This window comes from Bacillus sp. FDAARGOS_235, assembly GCF_002073415.2.
GTDB classification, from domain to species: Bacteria; Bacillota; Bacilli; order Bacillales; family Bacillaceae_G; genus Bacillus_A; species Bacillus_A toyonensis.
On sequence record NZ_CP020437.2, the window covers coordinates 4,934,782 to 4,952,858 of the forward strand.

The 18,077-nt window shown below is 34.5% G+C and carries 23 protein-coding genes; 15 read left to right on the forward strand and 8 right to left on the reverse strand.

What is annotated here, in order from left to right:
* Positions 1 to 38: 38 nt before the first annotated feature.
* Complete coding sequence (locus A6J74_RS27790; protein ID WP_000643755.1) at positions 39 to 1,058, reverse strand: zinc-binding alcohol dehydrogenase family protein; 1,020 nt, start codon at positions 1,056 to 1,058, stop codon at positions 39 to 41.
* Between the two features lie 182 nt (positions 1,059 to 1,240).
* Here A6J74_RS27790 and aiiA point away from each other — a divergent pair, with 182 nt between their 5' ends.
* A complete protein-coding gene (aiiA, locus tag A6J74_RS27795) occupies positions 1,241 to 1,993 on the forward strand; it encodes a quorum-quenching N-acyl homoserine lactonase AiiA (RefSeq protein WP_000216616.1) in 753 nt (250 codons plus the stop codon).
* A gap of 40 nt (positions 1,994 to 2,033) precedes the next feature.
* Here the strand turns inward: aiiA and A6J74_RS27800 are convergent, their stop codons facing one another.
* The 3 genes from A6J74_RS27800 to A6J74_RS27810 all read right to left on the reverse strand — a co-directional run bounded on the left by A6J74_RS27800 (position 2,034) and on the right by A6J74_RS27810 (position 3,542).
* The gene (locus A6J74_RS27800) at positions 2,034 to 2,528 is read right to left on the reverse strand and encodes a YhfM domain-containing protein (protein WP_000901690.1); all 495 of its coding nucleotides are present in this window, start codon (positions 2,526 to 2,528) and stop codon (positions 2,034 to 2,036) included.
* Positions 2,529 to 2,617: 89 nt separating this feature from the next.
* Positions 2,618 to 3,082 carry a DMT family transporter gene (locus tag A6J74_RS27805; protein ID WP_000965802.1) on the reverse strand — a complete coding sequence of 155 codons (465 nt, stop codon included), beginning with the start codon at positions 3,080 to 3,082 and terminating at the stop codon, positions 2,618 to 2,620.
* A 13-nt stretch (positions 3,083 to 3,095) separates the two neighbouring features.
* Positions 3,096 to 3,542 (reverse strand): DMT family transporter, encoded by a 447-nt coding sequence (locus A6J74_RS27810; RefSeq protein WP_002005482.1) that lies wholly within the window; start codon positions 3,540 to 3,542, stop codon positions 3,096 to 3,098.
* Between the two features lie 108 nt (positions 3,543 to 3,650).
* Here A6J74_RS27810 and yeiL point away from each other — a divergent pair, with 108 nt between their 5' ends.
* From yeiL to A6J74_RS27830, 4 genes are all read left to right on the forward strand, one after another.
* A complete protein-coding gene (gene yeiL, locus A6J74_RS27815; protein ID WP_000754827.1) occupies positions 3,651 to 4,343 on the forward strand; it encodes a transcriptional regulator YeiL in 693 nt (230 codons plus the stop codon).
* A 13-nt stretch (positions 4,344 to 4,356) separates the two neighbouring features.
* Complete coding sequence (locus A6J74_RS27820) at positions 4,357 to 4,710, forward strand: glyoxalase superfamily protein (RefSeq protein WP_000632408.1); 354 nt, start codon at positions 4,357 to 4,359, stop codon at positions 4,708 to 4,710.
* A gap of 150 nt (positions 4,711 to 4,860) precedes the next feature.
* Positions 4,861 to 5,904, forward strand: a complete 1,044-nt coding sequence (locus tag A6J74_RS27825) for a flavin-containing monooxygenase (RefSeq protein WP_000653873.1) — start codon at positions 4,861 to 4,863, stop codon at positions 5,902 to 5,904.
* Positions 5,905 to 6,184: 280 nt separating this feature from the next.
* Positions 6,185 to 6,433, forward strand: coding sequence for a hypothetical protein (locus A6J74_RS27830; RefSeq protein WP_000666948.1), 249 nt, complete (start codon positions 6,185 to 6,187; stop codon positions 6,431 to 6,433).
* Between the two features lie 36 nt (positions 6,434 to 6,469).
* Here A6J74_RS27830 and A6J74_RS27835 read toward each other — a convergent pair whose 3' ends face one another.
* Together A6J74_RS27835 and A6J74_RS27840 are read right to left on the reverse strand one after the other, a co-directional pair.
* Positions 6,470 to 7,507: a serine hydrolase domain-containing protein gene (locus A6J74_RS27835; RefSeq protein WP_001050191.1), complete on the reverse strand. Its 1,038-nt coding sequence runs from the start codon at positions 7,505 to 7,507 to the stop codon at positions 6,470 to 6,472.
* A gap of 100 nt (positions 7,508 to 7,607) precedes the next feature.
* Positions 7,608 to 7,802 (reverse strand): hypothetical protein, encoded by a 195-nt coding sequence (locus A6J74_RS27840; protein WP_000819659.1) that lies wholly within the window; start codon positions 7,800 to 7,802, stop codon positions 7,608 to 7,610.
* 133 nt (positions 7,803 to 7,935) lie between these two features.
* Here A6J74_RS27840 and A6J74_RS27845 point away from each other — a divergent pair, with 133 nt between their 5' ends.
* Positions 7,936 to 8,217 (forward strand): hypothetical protein, encoded by a 282-nt coding sequence (locus A6J74_RS27845; RefSeq protein ID WP_000397728.1) that lies wholly within the window; start codon positions 7,936 to 7,938, stop codon positions 8,215 to 8,217.
* Between the two features lie 29 nt (positions 8,218 to 8,246).
* Here the strand turns inward: A6J74_RS27845 and A6J74_RS27850 are convergent, their stop codons facing one another.
* Positions 8,247 to 8,537, reverse strand: a complete 291-nt coding sequence (locus A6J74_RS27850) for a DUF3784 domain-containing protein (RefSeq protein ID WP_000171769.1) — start codon at positions 8,535 to 8,537, stop codon at positions 8,247 to 8,249.
* A gap of 124 nt (positions 8,538 to 8,661) precedes the next feature.
* Here A6J74_RS27850 and A6J74_RS27855 point away from each other — a divergent pair, with 124 nt between their 5' ends.
* From A6J74_RS27855 to A6J74_RS27895, 8 genes are all read left to right on the forward strand, one after another.
* Complete coding sequence (locus A6J74_RS27855; protein WP_001028133.1) at positions 8,662 to 8,943, forward strand: MazG nucleotide pyrophosphohydrolase domain-containing protein; 282 nt, start codon at positions 8,662 to 8,664, stop codon at positions 8,941 to 8,943.
* A gap of 34 nt (positions 8,944 to 8,977) precedes the next feature.
* The gene (locus A6J74_RS27860) at positions 8,978 to 9,715 is read left to right on the forward strand and encodes a glycoside hydrolase family 25 protein (RefSeq protein ID WP_000739854.1); all 738 of its coding nucleotides are present in this window, start codon (positions 8,978 to 8,980) and stop codon (positions 9,713 to 9,715) included.
* 136 nt (positions 9,716 to 9,851) lie between these two features.
* Positions 9,852 to 10,625, forward strand: coding sequence for a BcII family subclass B1 metallo-beta-lactamase (bla2, locus tag A6J74_RS27865; RefSeq protein WP_000742460.1), 774 nt, complete (start codon positions 9,852 to 9,854; stop codon positions 10,623 to 10,625).
* Between the two features lie 740 nt (positions 10,626 to 11,365).
* Complete coding sequence (gene hcp, locus A6J74_RS27875; protein ID WP_002093521.1) at positions 11,366 to 12,652, forward strand: hydroxylamine reductase; 1,287 nt, start codon at positions 11,366 to 11,368, stop codon at positions 12,650 to 12,652.
* A gap of 486 nt (positions 12,653 to 13,138) precedes the next feature.
* A complete protein-coding gene (locus tag A6J74_RS27880; protein ID WP_000429488.1) occupies positions 13,139 to 13,459 on the forward strand; it encodes a PadR family transcriptional regulator in 321 nt (106 codons plus the stop codon).
* 75 nt (positions 13,460 to 13,534) lie between these two features.
* Entirely contained in the window at positions 13,535 to 13,876 is a 342-nt protein-coding gene (locus A6J74_RS27885; RefSeq protein ID WP_000891987.1) for a DUF1048 domain-containing protein, read from the forward strand.
* Positions 13,877 to 14,198: 322 nt separating this feature from the next.
* Positions 14,199 to 14,960 (forward strand): ABC transporter ATP-binding protein, encoded by a 762-nt coding sequence (locus A6J74_RS27890; protein ID WP_000063311.1) that lies wholly within the window; start codon positions 14,199 to 14,201, stop codon positions 14,958 to 14,960.
* The gene (locus tag A6J74_RS27895; protein WP_000837814.1) at positions 14,961 to 15,710 is read left to right on the forward strand and encodes an ABC transporter permease; all 750 of its coding nucleotides are present in this window, start codon (positions 14,961 to 14,963) and stop codon (positions 15,708 to 15,710) included. It begins immediately after the preceding gene.
* A gap of 165 nt (positions 15,711 to 15,875) precedes the next feature.
* Here the strand turns inward: A6J74_RS27895 and A6J74_RS27900 are convergent, their stop codons facing one another.
* Positions 15,876 to 16,838, reverse strand: a complete 963-nt coding sequence (locus A6J74_RS27900; RefSeq protein WP_000755055.1) for a helix-turn-helix transcriptional regulator — start codon at positions 16,836 to 16,838, stop codon at positions 15,876 to 15,878.
* Positions 16,839 to 16,947: 109 nt separating this feature from the next.
* Between A6J74_RS27900 and A6J74_RS27905 the strand changes: the two genes are divergently transcribed.
* Positions 16,948 to 17,427 carry a GyrI-like domain-containing protein gene (locus A6J74_RS27905; RefSeq protein WP_000801034.1) on the forward strand — a complete coding sequence of 160 codons (480 nt, stop codon included), beginning with the start codon at positions 16,948 to 16,950 and terminating at the stop codon, positions 17,425 to 17,427.
* The last annotated feature ends 650 nt before the right edge of the window (positions 17,428 to 18,077 follow it).

The window sequence follows — 18,077 nt, forward strand, 5'->3', positions numbered from 1 at the left end:
AAAAGTCCGATTTCTTCTTTAGAAATCGGACTTTTTTATTAAAACTTCTCTAATACAATCTTCCCAATTGTACGTCCACTCTCAAGTAATGCATGTGCTTTCTTTAAGTTTTCAGCGTTAATTGGTGCTAATGTTTCATTTAAAGTGGTCTTTAAAATACCTTCATCTAATAATTCGCTCACTTTATTTAATAGTTCATGCTGCGTAATCATATCACCAGTTTCATACATCGGCTTTGTGAACATAAACTCCCAAACAAAGGTCGCACTTTTACTTTTTAGAATGCCCATTTCAAGAGGATGTTCATTTTCTACGATAGAGCAAATTTTACCTTGTGGTTTAATTACTTCACCTATACCATGCCAATGCTGATCTGTATTATTTAAGCAGAAAATATAATCTACATCGTTGAATCCAAGGCTTTGTAGTTGCTCTTTTAAAGGTTTATGATGGTTAATTGTATGGTCAGCTCCAAAGTTTTTCACCCATTCTATCGTTTCATCGCGAGACGCAGTTGCGATTACATTTAATCCAGCCCATTTCGCAAGCTGAATTGCGATTGAACCGACACCACCAGCTCCGCCGATAATTAAAATGTTTTTAAATGTATTTTCGCTTTTCTTAGCGTAATTAATGCCTAAACGCTCGAATAAACCTTCCCACGCCGTAATAGCTGTTAAAGGAATTGCGGCAGATTCAGTATCACTTAAAGTTTTAGGTTTTTTACCAACGATTCTTTCATCGACTAGGTGGTATTCACTATATGTACCTTGTCTCGTAATACTTCCAGCGTAAAACACTTCATCGCCTTCTTTAAATAACGTACAACCTTCGCCAGTTTGTACGACAACACCACTAGCATCCCAGCCAAGTATTTTCGCTACATCTTCTTTTTTATCTTTCGGAGAGCGAACTTTTGCATCAACTGGATTAACGGAAATCGCGTTAATTTTAACAAGTATATCTCTTCCTACGGCAACAGGTCTTTCAACTTCAATATCAATTAAACTGTTTTCTTCTTCAATAGGTAAGTATTCATGTAAACCAATTGCTTTCATTTGTAGTCCCTCCATTAAAGTAAGAATCATTTACTCCTTTATTATAGATGGTGAAATGCTGTTATGTAAAAATTACATTTTTTTGTATGCTGGAATGAAAGAGTAGAAGGAGTTTATTTCTAAAAAGTAGAATTTTTTACTGTATTGTTTTATTCAAAACGAAATGTAAAGGTGGATACATAATGACGGTAAAGAAGCTTTATTTCGTGCCAGCTGGTCGTTGTATGTTAGATCATTCTTCTGTTAATAGTACGCTCACACCGGGGAATTTATTAAACTTACCAGTATGGTGTTATTTATTGGAGACAGAAGAAGGGCCAATTTTAGTAGATACAGGTATGCCAGAAAGTGCGGTTAATAATGAAAATTTATTTGACGGTACATTTGTTGAAGGGCAGATTTTACCGAAAATGACTGAAGAAGATAGGATCGTAAATATTTTAAAACGCGTTGGTTATGAGCCGGAAGACCTTCTTTATATTATTAGTTCTCACTTGCATTTTGATCATGCAGGGGGAAATGGTACTTTTACAAATACACCGATTCTTGTGCAGCGTGCTGAATATGAGACGGCACAACATAGTGAAGAATATTTGAAAGAATGTATATTGCCGAATTTAAACTACAAAATCATTGAAGGGGATTATGAAGTCGTACCAGGTGTTCAATTATTGTATACACCAGGACATACTCCAGGACATCAGTCACTATTCATTGAGACGGAAAACTCTGGCCCAGTGTTATTAACGATCGATGCATCGTATACGAAAGAGAATTTTGAAGATGAAGTGCCGTTCGCGGGGGTTGATTCGGAATTAGCTTTATCTTCAATTAAGCGTTTAAAAGAAATTGTTAGGAAAGAGAACCCAATTGTTTTCTTTGGACATGATATAGAACAGGAAAAGAGCTGTAAAGTGTTCCCGGAATATATATAGTGCAAAAAGTCATGAGTTCGCGTGCTCATGACTTTTTCGTTTAAATAATTTTTTTAAATAAATTATAAACTTTTTTTGAACTATCTTCGTTTAACTGATAGTACGTAAGGTTTACATCATCAGGAGTATCTTGCTGAGCAATCATCACTTCGCTGCTGTGATGATCAACTACCCATATGAAATATTTTTTATAAGTTCCATCTTCGAAAGTAATCCACATATCACAATCTATTAAGTCTGATCCTTCTTCATCTAATGTTAATTTGCCTTTTTTTGCGGTATTCATACTGTTAATAAACGTTTTTAATTCATCTGTTTTTGTGAGAAAGATATCCTTTTTTGTTTTAATTGATTCTACATGTATATCTTTTATTTCCTGTTTACCTAAAAAAACAGGAGGCTCATTTGGATCTCGCGAGCTTGAAATAATAGTAGCTTTCTTTTTCGGTTTATTTGCAGTATAGAGATCTTGAATAGATTTCCCCGAGTTTATAAACCATACAATTCCACAAATAATTAATACGCTACCTAGCAATAAAATAATTTTTTTAATAGGGTTTTCTCCTCTCTATTATTTCGTGTGAAGAGCTTTTCTATTAATATATGATAGGTAAGCGTAAAGTATTATAGTTGAACTTGGTTATGCTTCACAGTTTTTATCGGGCGATCTATGAGTAAATTGTAAGTGAGCCCAATTAATACGAAAATGCCACCGATAACTTTACCGATTGAGAGTTCATTTGTCAGGAAGAAATCAATAATAGTCCCCGCAAATAATTGTCCGATAAAGATGAGTAATGTTAAATAAAAGGCTGATATTTTAGGAGTAATATAGTTGGATAATGAAATAACGATAACGCCTACTAATCCGCCTAAGTACACAGCAATAGGAATAGATTGTAACGTCTGCATTGGAATATACAATGAATCTGAACTGAAAATTAAAAATAACATAGAGAAAAATAATCCAGTAATATAATTAAAAAAAGTGCCTTCCCAATTTCCGATTTTCGCTGCTAAATTCGCGTTAATAATTCTAGCAACAACGATAGAAACACCAGCTAAAATAGCGATCGTAATATATAACATTTTCTTGCCCCCATTAATAAATTGTCATGATTATAATTCCAGAAGAGATGAAACATAATCCAATTAGTTTTTTCTTTTCAAACTTTGCAACTTTCATTCCTAATAAGCCGAAATGATCGATAATGATGGAAGCAATAGATTGACCGAGTAAACTTAATGCGATCGTAATAGAAGCACCAAGGACGGAGAAACTTATATTGTTAAAAAGAACAGTGAATACTCCAATCGCTCCAGCGCTATATAAAAAAAGTGGAATACTTTTATCGAAACGAATTTTATTTTTGTTTATGATTAAAATGAAGATAACTGCAATTAAACCGACAAGGTGAATGACAACGCTTGCTGTGTACTTGCCAATTAACTCAGATAAAATCCCATTCAGTGGAAGCATAACGGCGATGAGCACACCAATAAAGACAGAAAGAAAGTTATACAATGTAATATCCCCTTTGTATTTCATATTTGTAATGACTGTATCATGCTGAAATTGTGTATTGTTATGACATATGTCATAGTGGAAGAAGAAAATTTTGATTACAATGGGGATGAGTTGTAAAGGTGGGGAACTATGAAGAAAGTATGTAATTCTATTAAATTAGCAGAGTATATGAAGAAAAATAATATTGATTCATTTTTTAGTCATGATATGAAGCCATATATGGAACTTATATTTTTTAAAAAGAATGAGTTTATTTGTAGAGAAAATGAAGAGATAGATTATTTATATTTCTTTGTTGAAGGAAAAGCGAAAGCGTTTAACACATTAAGTAACGGGAAATCCGTATTACTGTGTTTTTATGATAGTTTGCAGTTACTTGGAGATGTGGAGTTAATTCATTCCCAAAGGATTACTTCAAATGTACAAGTAATGGCAGATTCATATTGTGTTGGTTTACCATTAGGAAAAGTGAGAAATAAGCTATTTCATGATGCGAAATTTTTAAGATGTATTTGCGGATCATTAGCACATAAATTAAACCGACTTTCAAAAAACAGTACAATTAATTTATTGTATCCGCTTGAAAATAGACTTGCGAGTTACATGTTAGCAGCAGGGGAACGAGCAGTTCAGCATGAAAATAGAATTGTATTTAGTGGGAATTTAACGGAAATAGCGGAATTGTTAGGAACGAGCTATCGGCATTTGTTGCGAACATTAAATATTTTTTGTGATAAAGAGATAATAAAGAAGAACGATGGATGCTATGAAGTAGTAAACGTGGATGTTTTGAGAGAATTGGCAGCAGATGTTTATAAATAGGAGGAGAGTATAAATGATAACACCTATATTTAGAATTTTTGATATTGAAAAAGCAAAACTATTTTACTTAGGTTTTTTAGGATTTAAACTGGATTGGGAACATCGGTATGAGGAAAATAGGCCATTATATTTGCAAATTTCGTTACAGGATGCTGTGATACATTTATCAGAACATCATGGTGATGCCTCACCAGGTGGTGCGATTCGGATCAAAATAGATGATGTAAAGGATTATCATTCTGTATTATTAAGTAAAGAATATGCTTATTCGAAGCCGAATATAGAAAAAACACCTTGGGGTACAATTGAATTAACTGTAATTGATCCGTTTTCAAATAGAATTACACTGTACGAGGAAAAATTGTAGAAATGGAATGAAGAGTAGTTCATAGAGCAGTGAACTGCTCTTTTTTATTTTGAGTAGATATTGAATCATATAAAAAGAAAATGTTATGATTATGGAAACGTATGAATATATGAACAAGTATTCATATGTTTAAGAAGAGGAGGGATTAGAATGAAAGATCTAATTATTATTGGGGCGGGTCAAGCTGGATTAACAATGGGATATTACTTGAAGCAAGAAGGGTATAATTTTTTATTACTTGAGGCAGGAAAACGAGTTGGTGATTCATGGAGAAATCGATATGATTCTTTGCAGCTTTTTACCTCAAGGTCTTACAGCAGCTTGCCGGGCATGACGTTAATAGGTGAAAAAAATGAATTTCCATGTAAAGATGAAATTGCAACTTATTTAGAAGAATATGCAAGACATTTTCAATTACCGGTACAATTACAAACGGAAGTTCTAAAAATAAAGAAAGAAAAAGAAATATTTGAATTACATACTCCTACAGAAATTTTACAAACGAAAAAAGTTATTATTGCATCAGGTGGTTTTCAGCAACCATTTATTCCCTCAGTTTCAGCAAATCTATCATCACATATTTTTCAAATACATTCATCACAATATAGATCATCATCGCAAATTCCACAGGGGAAGGCACTTGTAGTAGGTGGCGGAAATTCAGGAATGCAAATAGCAGTAGAACTTGCAAAAACGCATGAAGTTACGGTATCTATTAGTCATCCTATAACGTTTTTACCGTTACAAATTTTTGGAAAAAGTATTTTTAATCTGCTAGAAAAAGTGGGTTTATTGTACGCTGAAATAAATACAAAGAGGGGAAGATGGTTTCAGAAGAGAAAGGACCCTATTTTCGGTTTTGAAGGTAAGAAACTTATTCGTAATGGAGCAATCAAACTGCAAGAAAAAGTAGTAAGTGCATCAGGAAATAACATTATGTTTCAGAATGGTGATACTTATAGTGCAGAAAGCGTTATATGGTCAACTGGTTTTGTACAAAATTATAATTGGATTGAAATTGAACAGGCAGTGAATGAGAAAGGATTTCCTAATCATATAAAGGGAATCAGTCCAGTAAAAGGATTGTATTATATCGGTTTACCATGGCAATCTCAAAGGGGGTCCGCACTTATTTGTGGTGTAGGAAAGGATGCAGCGTATGTACTTTCTGAAATCAAAAAAATAGATCAGTAGCAGCAACTACTGATCATCCATATGTACATGAATTAGGAGAGGTCAAACATTTATTAACTTTATTATAATAGATTTTCATAGAATTAAAAACTGAAAATTCAAATTTAATATTGAGAAAGTTTTTTGTATCGAAATATATGAAAAAATAGGGATTTTTATTAAAACAGAAAAAGATATTTCTATTTTAGTAAATTATGATATAGTCTAAATAAGTGTGTTTTTCCATAAATGTAATTATTTTCATTGTAGTTTTGTTTATATGAGGGAAGGAGAAGTAATTATGAAGTTTGATGATCAACGCTTACTAGGAGTCCGATTAGGTTCTGTACTTGTGACAGAGGAAAATCAATATTTAGTAATTAAGAAAAAAGATCATTATGCACTGTTAAATATACATAATTTAGAATGCACACATGTTGAAGTGCAGTTAGAACATTTGGAAGAAATGTTGCGGGAAGATTTCCAAGAAAGTATAACGGAGATTATCGCACCAGAACATATAAAAATTGTTGCGAAAAATGTTATATAGATAAAGAAGCTGGAAGGAACAGCTTCTTTATTTTCATTATAAGGATAACGTTTTTACAACCTCACCAATGATCCCTTCCATTTGATGAACACCTAAATCGGAATTAGTCATAATAACAGCACCATTCCCGCAGTATGGATAACAAACCATCATACATTGAAATCCAACGCCCCATCCGAGTGAATAAACCTGTAATTTTCCATTAGAATCATCTAGAAAAACACCTAATCCAGTCCATTTTGAGCAACCTTGAGGAGAAATCATGTCTATTACTAATTTTTGAGAAAGTTTTAGTTTGCCCTTTCCTTGTAAGGAATGAATGATTTCAATAACTAAAGCTGATAAGTCAGTTGGTGTTGTCCAAATGCCTGAAGCAGCTGCGAATGGATAAAATGGAAATCTCTCATTTGCTACAGTTCCATCTTTATTATGGCCGCAAGCAAAAACATCAGTTTTATCTATGTCTTTTGGAGAGAAGAGTGTACTATTTTTCATTTGTAGTGGCTGGAAGATATGTTCTTCTAATAACTGATTAAATGATTTTCCTGTAATATCTTCTAGTAGTAGCTCGATTATACAAAAGTTTGCGTCCGAGTAATGAAATTCACTTTCTGGTTTATAAGCTACTTCTATAGGTACGGGGCAATATAGTGTTTTACCGGAAAGGAGCTCAGACATATTAGGTAATCCTTTTGCAGGTGTATAATGTTCAAAACTATTAGGTGGATCAATGAGTCCAGATTGATGGCTTAATAAGTTTCTCGAAGTGATGCTTTTTTGTGAAGTAAATAGATTGGTAGGAATGTTCCAAGATGTGAGTTTATCATTTACGTCTTCATCTAAATATACGATACCTTGCTCTGATAATGTTAGTACGAGCATTGTAGTGATGAATTTGCTGATAGAGCAAGAATTAAAGAGAGAATTTGTAGTAACAGCTCTAGTTGTTCCAGCTTCAAGTGTTCCAAAGGCAGTCGCTTCATCTAGTTTGCCATTACGTATAACAGCGAGGCTTAAACCTGCAACGGAATATTGATTCATTTTTTCGTATATATTGCTACTTTTTAAGTTCATGGTGACTCCTTTCTTTAAAGACAGAATATTATTTTTATTATACAGTAGTAAAAAAAAGAAAACACTTCGTGATTCACCAATGAAGTGTTTTCTTTTTTAGTTAGTTTGAAGTGAACTTTTGAAAAAATTTGTCTCGGTACATGTACATAACCCATGAGATTGTTATTAAAAAAATAATGATTTGTTTGTTTTTAATTGGTGCATTGAAAACAAGCCAACCAACTATATCAAATAATAAATGTAGCACGATTGAAAGAACTACAAATTGAAGTAACGTATTTAAAAATCTTTTCATAAAGTGTCCCCCTAAAATAATAGGTTTTATTAACAGTTTGATATAGTAGTATTATACATTAAATGTTTGATATGGTAAAATTTACATAATTTAGTGAAATAAAACAAATGAAAGTTAGTAAGGGGGAACATTCATGGAATTCTGGATGGTTATACCGATAGTAGCCTTTGGTTTCATTTATATCGCTGAAAAATTAACTACAATTGAAAAGAAAAATGATGCGCGTTTAAAGAGAATTGAAGATAGATTACAATTAATTACGAAAGAAATGGGAATTATAGAAAGAGAACCTGAAATTAATAAAGAACTACGCCAGCTTGTAGAAGAAGGCAAAAAAATTACAGCAGTTAAGAGAGTAAGAGAAGCTTTTGGTTTTTCCTTACTAGAAGCGAAGCAATATGTTGATAAATTATAAAAAAGATCATCCATTTGGGTGATCTTTTTTCACTGCACCATGCGTGTATTTACATAAGCGGCGATAATAAAGTGTCCAATTATAATGATAGGAATAACGATCGTGACATTAGGAGTAGTGAAGACACTACCGATTGTGGCAATGACACCAGCAACTAAATTATAAAGACCAACTATTTTTGATAACTTCACTTTATCAGGCACGCGGCGTTCGTTGAATCCTGATAAGAGCCAAGTGTATTGTTTTACTCCAATGAAATAAGCTAGTGCAAATGAAAGGATTGCCACTATGAATAATGATGGGGAAGCGAAGAGAGTCATTGCAAACACCTCCGTTAATGGGCTATAAATAAATTATAGTCCGAATGTTATAATTTAACAAAATATAATTTTGGTTTTAAGTGTAATAGAAAAATGGAGTATTGGTAATGAGGGGAGATTAAGTATGAATATTGTGGAGTTTCAGAGGTATGTATCAAATTTCAGTAAAGAAAAAGGATTTCAAGATACAACAATTGAAGAGCGCACCATATATACGATGGCGGAATTAGGTGAATTAGCGGAAGTCATATTAAAGCGTGATACAATACAAGATGCGAAAAGAGAGATCGGTTTAGAAATGTTTGATGTAATTTGGAATGTATGTGATTTAGCAAATAAATTAAATGTTGATTTAGAGAAGGCGTTTGAAGAAAAAATGAAAATTAATAAAAAGCGTGAATGGTAAGTAGAATTTTAATTTGTAAAGATGGGTGATATGAATGAAAAAGAATCTTTTTATAGGAGGAATCTTTACTTTAATTAGTGTAATAAGTGTTGTCGTTTACTTAGTTTTTCAAGGCATATTCATTCCGAATCAAATAAGTGCTGATAAGTATGAAATAAAAGGTGTAGATGTCGCATCGTATCAAGGGGATATAGATTGGAGAGAGTTGGAAAAGCAAAATATGAAGTTTGCGTTTATAAAGGCGACTGAAGGAAGCTCGTTTGTGGATGAGTACTTTTCGAAAAATTGGACGAATGCGAATAAGACAGATATGCGCATCGGAGCGTATCATTTTTTTAGTTTCGATAGTAAGGGTGAAACACAAGCAGAGCAATTTATACGAACTGTTCCAAAATATAAACAAGCACTGCCACCCGTAATTGATGTTGAGTTTTACGCTAACAAAAAAGATAATCCGCCTAAGCGTGAAGATGTTGCGAAAGAGTTGTCGGTCATGATTGAAATGCTAGAAAAACATTACGGTAAGAAAGTAATATTGTATGCAACTCAAGAGGCATATGATTTGTATATAAAGGATGGGTATCCCAAATGTGATATATGGATTCGTAGTGTTCTTACAAAAACAAGTTTATCTGATGAGAGAAAATGGACGTTTTGGCAATACACGAATCGTGGGAAATTAAGCGGTTATAATGGAAAAGAAAAGTATATTGATTTGAATGTATTTTATGGGAATGAGGAAGAGTTTGAGAATTATGGAGTGAAAGGTTAAGTTTTAAAGCGTACAACATTTTGTACGCTTTTTTATTATTTCTAAAAAAATATGTAAGACATGATGGAACAAAGATTGGAGATGAATTGTCTAATATAGGTAATAACTATTTAGTTTGAAAGGAAGGATGGAGAAAATGAAAAAGAATACATTATTAAAATTAGGGGTATGTGTTAGTTTACTAGGAATAACTCAATTTATTAGTACAATTTCTTCTGTGAAAGCAGAACAAAAGCTAGAGCAAAAAGTAATAAAAAATGAGACGGGAACTATTTCAATATCTCAGTTAAACAAAAATGTATGGGTTCATACGGAGTTAGGTTATTTTAATGGAGAAGCGGTTCCTTCGAACGGTCTAGTTCTTACTACTTCTAAAGGATTAGTACTTGTTGATTCTTCTTGGGATGACAAATTAACGAAGGAATTGATCGAGATGGTAGAAAAGAAATTTAAGAAGCGGGTAACGGATGTCATTATTACACATGCGCACGCTGATCGAATTGGCGGAATAACAACGTTGAAAGAAAGAGGCATTAAAGCACATAGTACAGCATTAACTGCGGAACTAGCAAAGAAAAGTGGATATGAAGAGCCACTTGGAGATTTACAAACAATTACGAGTTTGAAGTTTGGCAATACAAAAGTAGAAACGTTCTATCCAGGGAAAGGACATACAGAAGATAATATTGTTGTTTGGTTGCCACAATATCAAATTTTAGCTGGAGGCTGTTTAGTAAAATCTGCGGAAGCAAAAGATTTAGGAAATGTGGCGGATGCGTACGTAAATGAATGGTCTGTATCGATTGGAAATGTATTGAAACGATATAAAAATATGAATTCTGTCGTACCTGGTCATGGTGATGTAGGGGACAAAGGGTTACTTTTACATACATTGGATTTACTAAAATAAGACATTGTTAGAAGAAAGAGAGGAGAAATAATTTTCTCCTCTCTTTCTTCTAACTATATTTAAATGCTGAATTTGTCGATTATGCCAGCATATATTACTGAGATTTTAATTCCAAGTATACAAATACTAGTACCGTCATAATTGCAATAACAACGTAAGTAGCATCAAGCATTATAAGTGTTTTTAAAGTTTCAGTCATCCTAATTCACCCCTGCTATAAAAATATAACATGATCTTTTTATCAATCAGATAAGAGATCACAAAGATACAATATACATGAAATTTCTTAAGTAGGTTCTATTTAAATATATCATATAAATAATGTAAATAATGTTAAGATAGTGTAAATGTATTGTAAATAAAAAGGTTTACAATAAAGACTTTAATAAAAAATGACAGTTCCTTAAAATTAAAAATACGCTCTTCTTTCTATTGAATGATAGAAAGAAGAGCGTATTTTTATATCTATTTTCATATGTGATGAATTGCAACTATTTGTACAAGGGATTCAAAAATTTTTTTCGTTGTATATATTTCTCCAAATTAATTATTTAGCTATTTAAAAGTATCGAAAGATGTGGACACACTAATGTATATTTTTTAGTGTCAATAAAAATATTATGTCAACAATATGAACTGTCACAAATCTTTATATATTATTGTGATTGATATCACATCACTTTTTTTCAATGGGTATTATGCTTAAGGTGTAATGAATGATTGGGAGAGGGTGGGATGATATGTTTTGTTATCAATGTGAACAAACGCCAACAGGCGGATGTAAAGTAATGGGTGTTTGTGGAAAGAATGAAACGATTGCTAGTTTACAAGACACGATTGTGTTTGGGCTAAAAGGAATTGCGGCTTATCGTACTCATGCTGCTCAGCTAGGGTATACGGATGCATTTGTAGATGCTACAACACAAGAAGCTTTATATATGACATTAACAAATTCTAATTTTAACGAACAAGAGCATATTGATATGGCTATGAAAGTTGGGAAATCAGCTTTACGGGTGATGGAGTTATTGGATGAGGCACATACGAATCATTTTGGTGTGCCAGAGCCTGTACAAATTACACAAAATCGTGTAGAAGGTAAAGCAATTGTAGTTACGGGTCATAATTTATTTGCATTAGAAGAACTATTAAAGCAAACAGAAGGAAAAGACATTAATATTTATACGCATTCTGAAATGCTACCAGCACACGGATACCCGCAGCTGAAAAAATATAAACATTTAAAAGGAAACATCGGTAAGGCATGGTATGATCAAAGACGCCTTTTTGAAAAATTTACTGGTGCCATATTAGCTACAACGAACTGTGTTATGCCAATTAAAGGCTCGTACTCTGATCGATTCTTTTCATATGACATTGCAGGCTTAGAGGGTATACAAAAAATTGAAAATGATGATTTTACACCATTAATTCAAAAAACGCTAGAACTTCCAGAAGTACATATGGAGTCGGATGAACAGTTAGTTACAGGGTTTCATCATAATACAGTATTATCATTAGCTCCAGAAATTATTGATGCAGTAAAAGAAGGGAAAATAAAGCGTTTCTTTGTTATCGCCGGTTGTGATGCACCGGGAAAAGGCGGAGAATATTATCGTGAATTAGCAACGTCACTTCCGCCAGAAACGGTTATTTTAACAACTTCTTGTGGGAAATTCCGCTTTAATGATGTGGATTACGGTGTTGTACCTGGCACGGAAATTCCGCGTTACATTGACTTAGGACAATGTAACAACTCCATTTCTACAGTGAAAATAGCGGCTGCTTTAGCAGATGCTTTTCAATGTGAAGTGAACGAATTGCCAGTAAGTATTGTCCTATCATGGTTTGAACAAAAAGCAGTTGCCATTTTGCTCGGGCTATTTAGTCTTGGAATTCAAGATATTCGCATCGGTCCAAAGGCTCCTGAATTTATTTCACCTGGCGTACTTGATGTATTACAAGAAACATTCGGTTTAAAACTGATTACAAATGCAGCAGAAGATATGGCTATGATGTTATCGTAATAAAAAATGATCTGTCTTATTAATAAGAAGAGCTAGCCATATTCATTAACTTTGGTATAGTATAGCGCCCCAAAATAAAAATGTAGAATTTTTGTTTTGGGGTATTTTCTTTTCTTAGTGGGATAGGTATGGGGCAAAATAAAAAAAGAAAATAGGCTGTATCGAATAGGTAATAGTTGATTTTAGAAAAAATATAAAAATCGAGTTGACATTCATCGCTACTTAGTCATACAATGTACTTGTAATAAGCAATACTGAGTAGTGTTGTTTCTCAAAATATTTGCAGTAGACAATAGGTAATAGCGGATTTTAGAAAAAATTTGAAAATCAGTTGACATCTATCACTACTTAGTCATACAATGTAGATGTAATAAGTGATACTGAATAGTATGAATTCAAAAAAACCACTCAGTAAAAAATTCGCCTTAGTACTCTGTAATACTGAATATAAGTCAGACAGAATAGGGGGTAAAGGAGGATCAGGACATGGAAAATTTAACTGAAATGCTGAAAGGTTCACTGGAAGGGTGTGTACTGGAAATCATTAGTCGCCGTGAAACGTATGGCTATGAGATTACCCGCCACCTGAATGATCTTGGGTTTACCGAAGTTGTGGAAGGTACGGTGTATACCATCCTCGTACGATTAGAGAAGAAAAAGCTTGTGAATATTGAAAAGAAACCATCAGATATGGGACCGCCTCGTAAGTTTTATTCATTAAATGAAGAAGGCCGCCAGGAGCTTGAATTGTTTTGGAAAAAATGGGATTTTGTATCGTCAAAAATTAACGTCTTGAAGTCAAAATAGGTTCATAAGATAAAATGTTCCGGCCGATACTTTGGGAATTTCTTGCTCGGTTTTATAAAAAAGGAGGAAAATAAGATGTTAGAAATGTTTAAAAAGTTAATTGGTGATAAAAAAGAGTACAAAATGATGATGGCACGAGTTGAGGCTCTGCCAGAGGACTACCAATTTGTATTTAAGAAAATTCAAAACTACATGTGGAATTTCTCAGCGGGTAACGGGATGGATATGTTACACATACAGTATGAATTAATCGATTTGTTCGAAGCGGGTGCAGCGGAAGGAAGACAAGTGCTTGACATTACTGGGGATGACGTGGCATCCTTTGCTGACGAACTAGTGGCAAACGCTAAAACTTACGTCTCCAAGTATCGTGAAGATTTGAATGAAAGTATTATGACGAAATTGAGAAAAAAATAAATGGAATAAGTAATACCGACTGATTAGCTGGTTACACATATGAATTGCCACCATAGCTATTCAGTTATATTTTTAACTCAGTACTAAGTAATACAGAATATCAGTGATACTAAATAGGTAGAGGTAAATAAATTATCTTCGCAAAACATTTTTATCCCGCATTAACGGGCAGTAAGACCCCCACCTCAAAATTCAGCGTAAGCAAAGAAGTTAGGTCGGGGATCAATTGCCCGTAAAAGCCCGATTGATTCAACTAATAATCAGTGGGGGATGAACAAAACCCCCACTGATTAAAGTTTCACTTTATAGGGAGGAAAAAAGTATGAGTAATGCAGCGATTTCTATAAAAGGCTTGAAAAAATCCTTTAAAGACAAGGAAGTTTTAAAAGGGGTAGATTTTGAGGTGCAGCGTGGAGAAATTTTCGCGCTGCTAGGCTCAAATGGAGCGGGAAAGACAACAACGGTCAACATCCTTTCGACGCTAATGAAGCAAGATGGCGGTGAAGTAAGCATTTGCGGATTTGATGTACAGCGTCAACCAGATCATGTTCGTCAAAGTATCAGTTTGACAGGGCAGTTCGCAGCTTTAGACGGTATGCTTACTGGGAGGGAAAACTTGATAATGATCGCCAAGTTACGTGGTGTTTCCAATCCCGCTCAAGTTGCTGACAATCTACTTGCAAGATTTAGCCTGACTGATGCGGCAAACCAAAGGGCAGATCAGTATTCAGGCGGAATGAAGCGCCGGCTTGATATCGCGATGAGTTTGATTGGAGCGCCAGCAATTATTTTTCTTGACGAACCAACGACTGGACTTGATCCTGAAGCGCGAATCGAAGTGTGGGATACAGTTAAGGAACTTGCCAGTAGCGGTACAACTATTTTGCTTACGACTCAGTACTTGGAGGAAGCAGAACAACTGGCAGACCGTATCGCTATTTTGCATGGCGGAAAAATTATTACGACAGGTACTCTTGCTGAACTAAAAGAGATGTTCCCACCGGCAAAAGTGGAGTATATCGAAAAGCAACCGACATTGGAAGAAATCTTCCTTGCGATTATCGGTAAAAAGGAGGAGATGTAAATGAAAAGTAAAACTGGTGTATTACTAGGTCGTTTAATGCGTAACATTATGCGCAGTCCGGATACAATTATTACGGTAGCGATTACACCGATTATGATGATGCTATTATTTGTCTACGTGTTTGGCGGCGCAATAAAAACAGGAACGGAAAATTACGTCAATTATTTATTGCCGGGAATTTTGCTAATGGCTATCGCATCCGGTGTAGCTTACACTTCCGTGCGACTATTTACGGATGTAAAGAGTGGGCTGATGGCACGTTTCATTACGATGCCTATTAAGCGCTCATCTATATTGTGGGCCCACGTTTTAACCTCTCTTGTTGCTAATGTACTTACTATCGTGGTGGTTATTCTTGTTGCACTCTTAATGGGCTTTCGTTCCAGCGCTAATATTCTAGATTGGCTTGCAGTAGCTGGGATACTAGGGATGTTTACGTTGGCGCTAACATGGCTAGCTATCATTCCAGGATTGAAAGCGAAGTCTATGGAAGGGGCGACTGCTTACTCGTACCCGCTAGTTTTTCTTCCATTTATTAGTTCGGCCTTTGTCCCTACCGAAACGATGCCAAAAATTGTTCGTGCGTTCGCTGAGAACCAGCCTGTGACTTCAATTGTGAATGCGATTCGTGCTCTATTATATGAAGGAACTGTTGGAAACGATATTTGGATTGCCCTCGCTTGGTGCGTCGGAATCATGGTTATTGCTTACTTCTTTGCTAGTAAAGCATTTAAACGTCAGTTAGGGTAAGAAACGAGATAAACGAAACCTTCAGGAATAATATATACGTTTAGAAAAGCACGGGAGATTTTCCGTGCTTTTATTATTTTTCATGCTCTCATTGTAGTAAATGAAATGGTATTTAAAAATAGGATGATTGTCCAGTGATAAAGCTTAATATTTGAGGCTCACTGCTTATGGAATATATAAGCACACTCGTTTTTGTAAATCTGCTAATACTTCATCGGGTATTTCCCTGATTTTAATATCCTTCCCTAGGAAAAGTAGCCAATTTGTTATTTCCGTCACTTCATCGGGATTGTTAACATTGATAAAAGTTTTTAAAATGGCTGTAGACTGGTAAGGATTTGTATAAGATATTGATCCTTTTAAAGGATGGTATTTTTTGAACTGGGCAATCGCTTTTGGTCCAAGTTCAAGTACCAAGTTGATTATTTCGTCCTTCTTACTTAGTTTTTCTAAAATCTTTTTCTTATTTAGCCTTTTTTTCGTCGTGTATGGTTCGATATTGGTGAGGTCATCGACAGGAAACATTATCTTCTTTTCTTCTTTTAAGTCAAACCCTTCAATGATCCAATGGCTTTTTTCTTGATAAAGGTGTAGTAGATAAATTGGATAAGATTTGATTTCCTTTTCTTCTTTGATGGTAATCAATAAATGGTTATCCAAAAGAAGGAGTTGAATGAGTTTTTCTAACATAGGATGGGGGAGGTCAGAAAGCTCAAGTAGATCGGGATTATGAGGGTTAGTCCCTTCAAACAGCAAGAGTTGATTTAAAAGAACAAGGTCATCTTGCTGGGTTTCTGAAATGAGTCCTAGTAGTTTTTCTGCTAATGACTGACGACTTTTTAGATAGGGAAGTTGTTGATTCCTCGTAGCCATAAAGGCAATAAAAAGAGCTTTCACTTCATTATCAGTAAAGCGAACAACGGGCAGGATAGAGTTATGCATAACAAAATATCCTCCGGTCCTTCCAACTTCAGCGACAAGTGGCATCCCCATAGCTTCAATTTCTCTAATGTCTCTAATAGCTGTCGATCGTGAGATGTTAAATTCTCGTATGATTTCAGAAATTGTAAAGTGGGAGCGGTTGTTGATATACCGCATAATTGTATTAATCCGTTCGACTTTTTTCATTTTGGTCTCCTAAACAGTATCATTTTTTGACATGGTTTAAAGGTATTATAAACGTATCAGATGAAAAGATAAATCGTTTGATTAATAAAAAAAGAGGCAGGTTTTGTATATGAAAAATTATACTATAGAAGAAAAAGATAGCTTTATCGTGTTAGGTATTGGAACTGAAATTAAGAGTGAATACACAGACTTTGCTGGAATAAATAAAGAAAAGGAAGACTTTTGGTCGGCTGTTAAAGAAGATGGAAGGCTGGACACTTTAAAAGCTTTAGCTACAAATGAATACATTTTTTCCGTGAGCGAAGCGGTGAATAACAAAATGATGTATTATGCGGGTGTCATGACAGAAGCACAAATAGAAGAAGAATCTAGAGTGATTCAGTTTCCTAAGGGGGAATATGTAGTAGTGAAAGGTGAAGGTAAGACGGCTGAAGAGCTAAGTAATAAGCTTACTGGCATCGCCTTCGGTCAAGCTTTACCAGAAGCAAAGGATTTTGCCTATGTTGGTGGACCGAATACAACGGTTGAGATGGGGCAGAGAAATGGCTTATTATTTGGTGAAATGTGGATTCCGGTTGTTAGGAAGTAAAGTGATAAAAGGTGCGAATATGGAAAGTAGAGGCTAACGATCTTGTATTGTTGGCCTTTTTTCTGTGAACATAATATTTATAGTCAGCTACACACTATATTCTGATAAAAGGGAATTACTGTAAGATTGTGTTGGGTGAACAAAAAAGCTAGGAGTTCTTCTAGCATAAGGGTACAACTTAAAGTCGTAAAAGATAAAATAAATTAACGTTGTAATTAAACTTTAAATGTTAATTACTGTAGCAGTTAAATTACTTTCATTAATAGTGTTAGTTGATGTACCAATTCCCGAGGCATTCAGATTTAGACTGTATATATAAGTGCCGGGGGAGGGGTATCTATCCAGACTACTGAAACATTGTGTGTTCAATTAGTTGAAACATTCGCTGGTTTTTGAATATTATCTTGAGATTCTGACTGAACCGTAATAATAAAGGCATCTCTTTTCAGAATAAGAATTGAAGATACACTAAATTCTGTGAGAGGAATTAGAGAAGTATAATTAGTTCGGAAAACCCCTTCTAACTTTACTATTTCATTAACGCCTACACTAATAGCTGGTAATACGAGGGTAGTTGGGCTAGTTGCAGTATTATCACTTTGGTTAAATGTCAGTGAAATAATGCCAGGCGGCCCAGTATCGCCCTTTAG

What these genes read in the sequence shown, in the direction of transcription:
- A6J74_RS27895 (WP_000837814.1), top strand. Translation starts at nt 14,961, where the DNA reads ATGAAAAGTAAAACTGGTGTATTACTAGGTCGTTTAATGCGTAACATT.
- A6J74_RS27840 (WP_000819659.1), bottom strand. Translation starts at nt 7,802, where the DNA reads ATGAAAAGATTTTTAAATACGTTACTTCAATTTGTAGTTCTTTCAATC.
- A6J74_RS27835 (WP_001050191.1), bottom strand. Translation starts at nt 7,507, where the DNA reads ATGAACTTAAAAAGTAGCAATATATACGAAAAAATGAATCAATATTCC.
- A6J74_RS27890 (WP_000063311.1), top strand. Translation starts at nt 14,199, where the DNA reads ATGAGTAATGCAGCGATTTCTATAAAAGGCTTGAAAAAATCCTTTAAA.
- A6J74_RS27805 (WP_000965802.1), bottom strand. Translation starts at nt 3,082, where the DNA reads ATGTTATATATTACGATCGCTATTTTAGCTGGTGTTTCTATCGTTGTT.
- aiiA (WP_000216616.1), top strand. Translation starts at nt 1,241, where the DNA reads ATGACGGTAAAGAAGCTTTATTTCGTGCCAGCTGGTCGTTGTATGTTA.
- A6J74_RS27845 (WP_000397728.1), top strand. Translation starts at nt 7,936, where the DNA reads ATGGAATTCTGGATGGTTATACCGATAGTAGCCTTTGGTTTCATTTAT.
- A6J74_RS27860 (WP_000739854.1), top strand. Translation starts at nt 8,978, where the DNA reads ATGAAAAAGAATCTTTTTATAGGAGGAATCTTTACTTTAATTAGTGTA.
- A6J74_RS27850 (WP_000171769.1), bottom strand. Translation starts at nt 8,537, where the DNA reads ATGACTCTCTTCGCTTCCCCATCATTATTCATAGTGGCAATCCTTTCA.
- bla2 (WP_000742460.1), top strand. Translation starts at nt 9,852, where the DNA reads ATGAAAAAGAATACATTATTAAAATTAGGGGTATGTGTTAGTTTACTA.
- A6J74_RS27790 (WP_000643755.1), bottom strand. Translation starts at nt 1,058, where the DNA reads ATGAAAGCAATTGGTTTACATGAATACTTACCTATTGAAGAAGAAAAC.
- yeiL (WP_000754827.1), top strand. Translation starts at nt 3,651, where the DNA reads ATGAAGAAAGTATGTAATTCTATTAAATTAGCAGAGTATATGAAGAAA.
- A6J74_RS27885 (WP_000891987.1), top strand. Translation starts at nt 13,535, where the DNA reads ATGTTAGAAATGTTTAAAAAGTTAATTGGTGATAAAAAAGAGTACAAA.
- A6J74_RS27880 (WP_000429488.1), top strand. Translation starts at nt 13,139, where the DNA reads ATGGAAAATTTAACTGAAATGCTGAAAGGTTCACTGGAAGGGTGTGTA.
- A6J74_RS27830 (WP_000666948.1), top strand. Translation starts at nt 6,185, where the DNA reads ATGAAGTTTGATGATCAACGCTTACTAGGAGTCCGATTAGGTTCTGTA.
- hcp (WP_002093521.1), top strand. Translation starts at nt 11,366, where the DNA reads ATGTTTTGTTATCAATGTGAACAAACGCCAACAGGCGGATGTAAAGTA.
- A6J74_RS27905 (WP_000801034.1), top strand. Translation starts at nt 16,948, where the DNA reads ATGAAAAATTATACTATAGAAGAAAAAGATAGCTTTATCGTGTTAGGT.
- A6J74_RS27900 (WP_000755055.1), bottom strand. Translation starts at nt 16,838, where the DNA reads ATGAAAAAAGTCGAACGGATTAATACAATTATGCGGTATATCAACAAC.
- A6J74_RS27810 (WP_002005482.1), bottom strand. Translation starts at nt 3,542, where the DNA reads ATGAAATACAAAGGGGATATTACATTGTATAACTTTCTTTCTGTCTTT.
- A6J74_RS27825 (WP_000653873.1), top strand. Translation starts at nt 4,861, where the DNA reads ATGAAAGATCTAATTATTATTGGGGCGGGTCAAGCTGGATTAACAATG.
- A6J74_RS27820 (WP_000632408.1), top strand. Translation starts at nt 4,357, where the DNA reads ATGATAACACCTATATTTAGAATTTTTGATATTGAAAAAGCAAAACTA.
- A6J74_RS27855 (WP_001028133.1), top strand. Translation starts at nt 8,662, where the DNA reads ATGAATATTGTGGAGTTTCAGAGGTATGTATCAAATTTCAGTAAAGAA.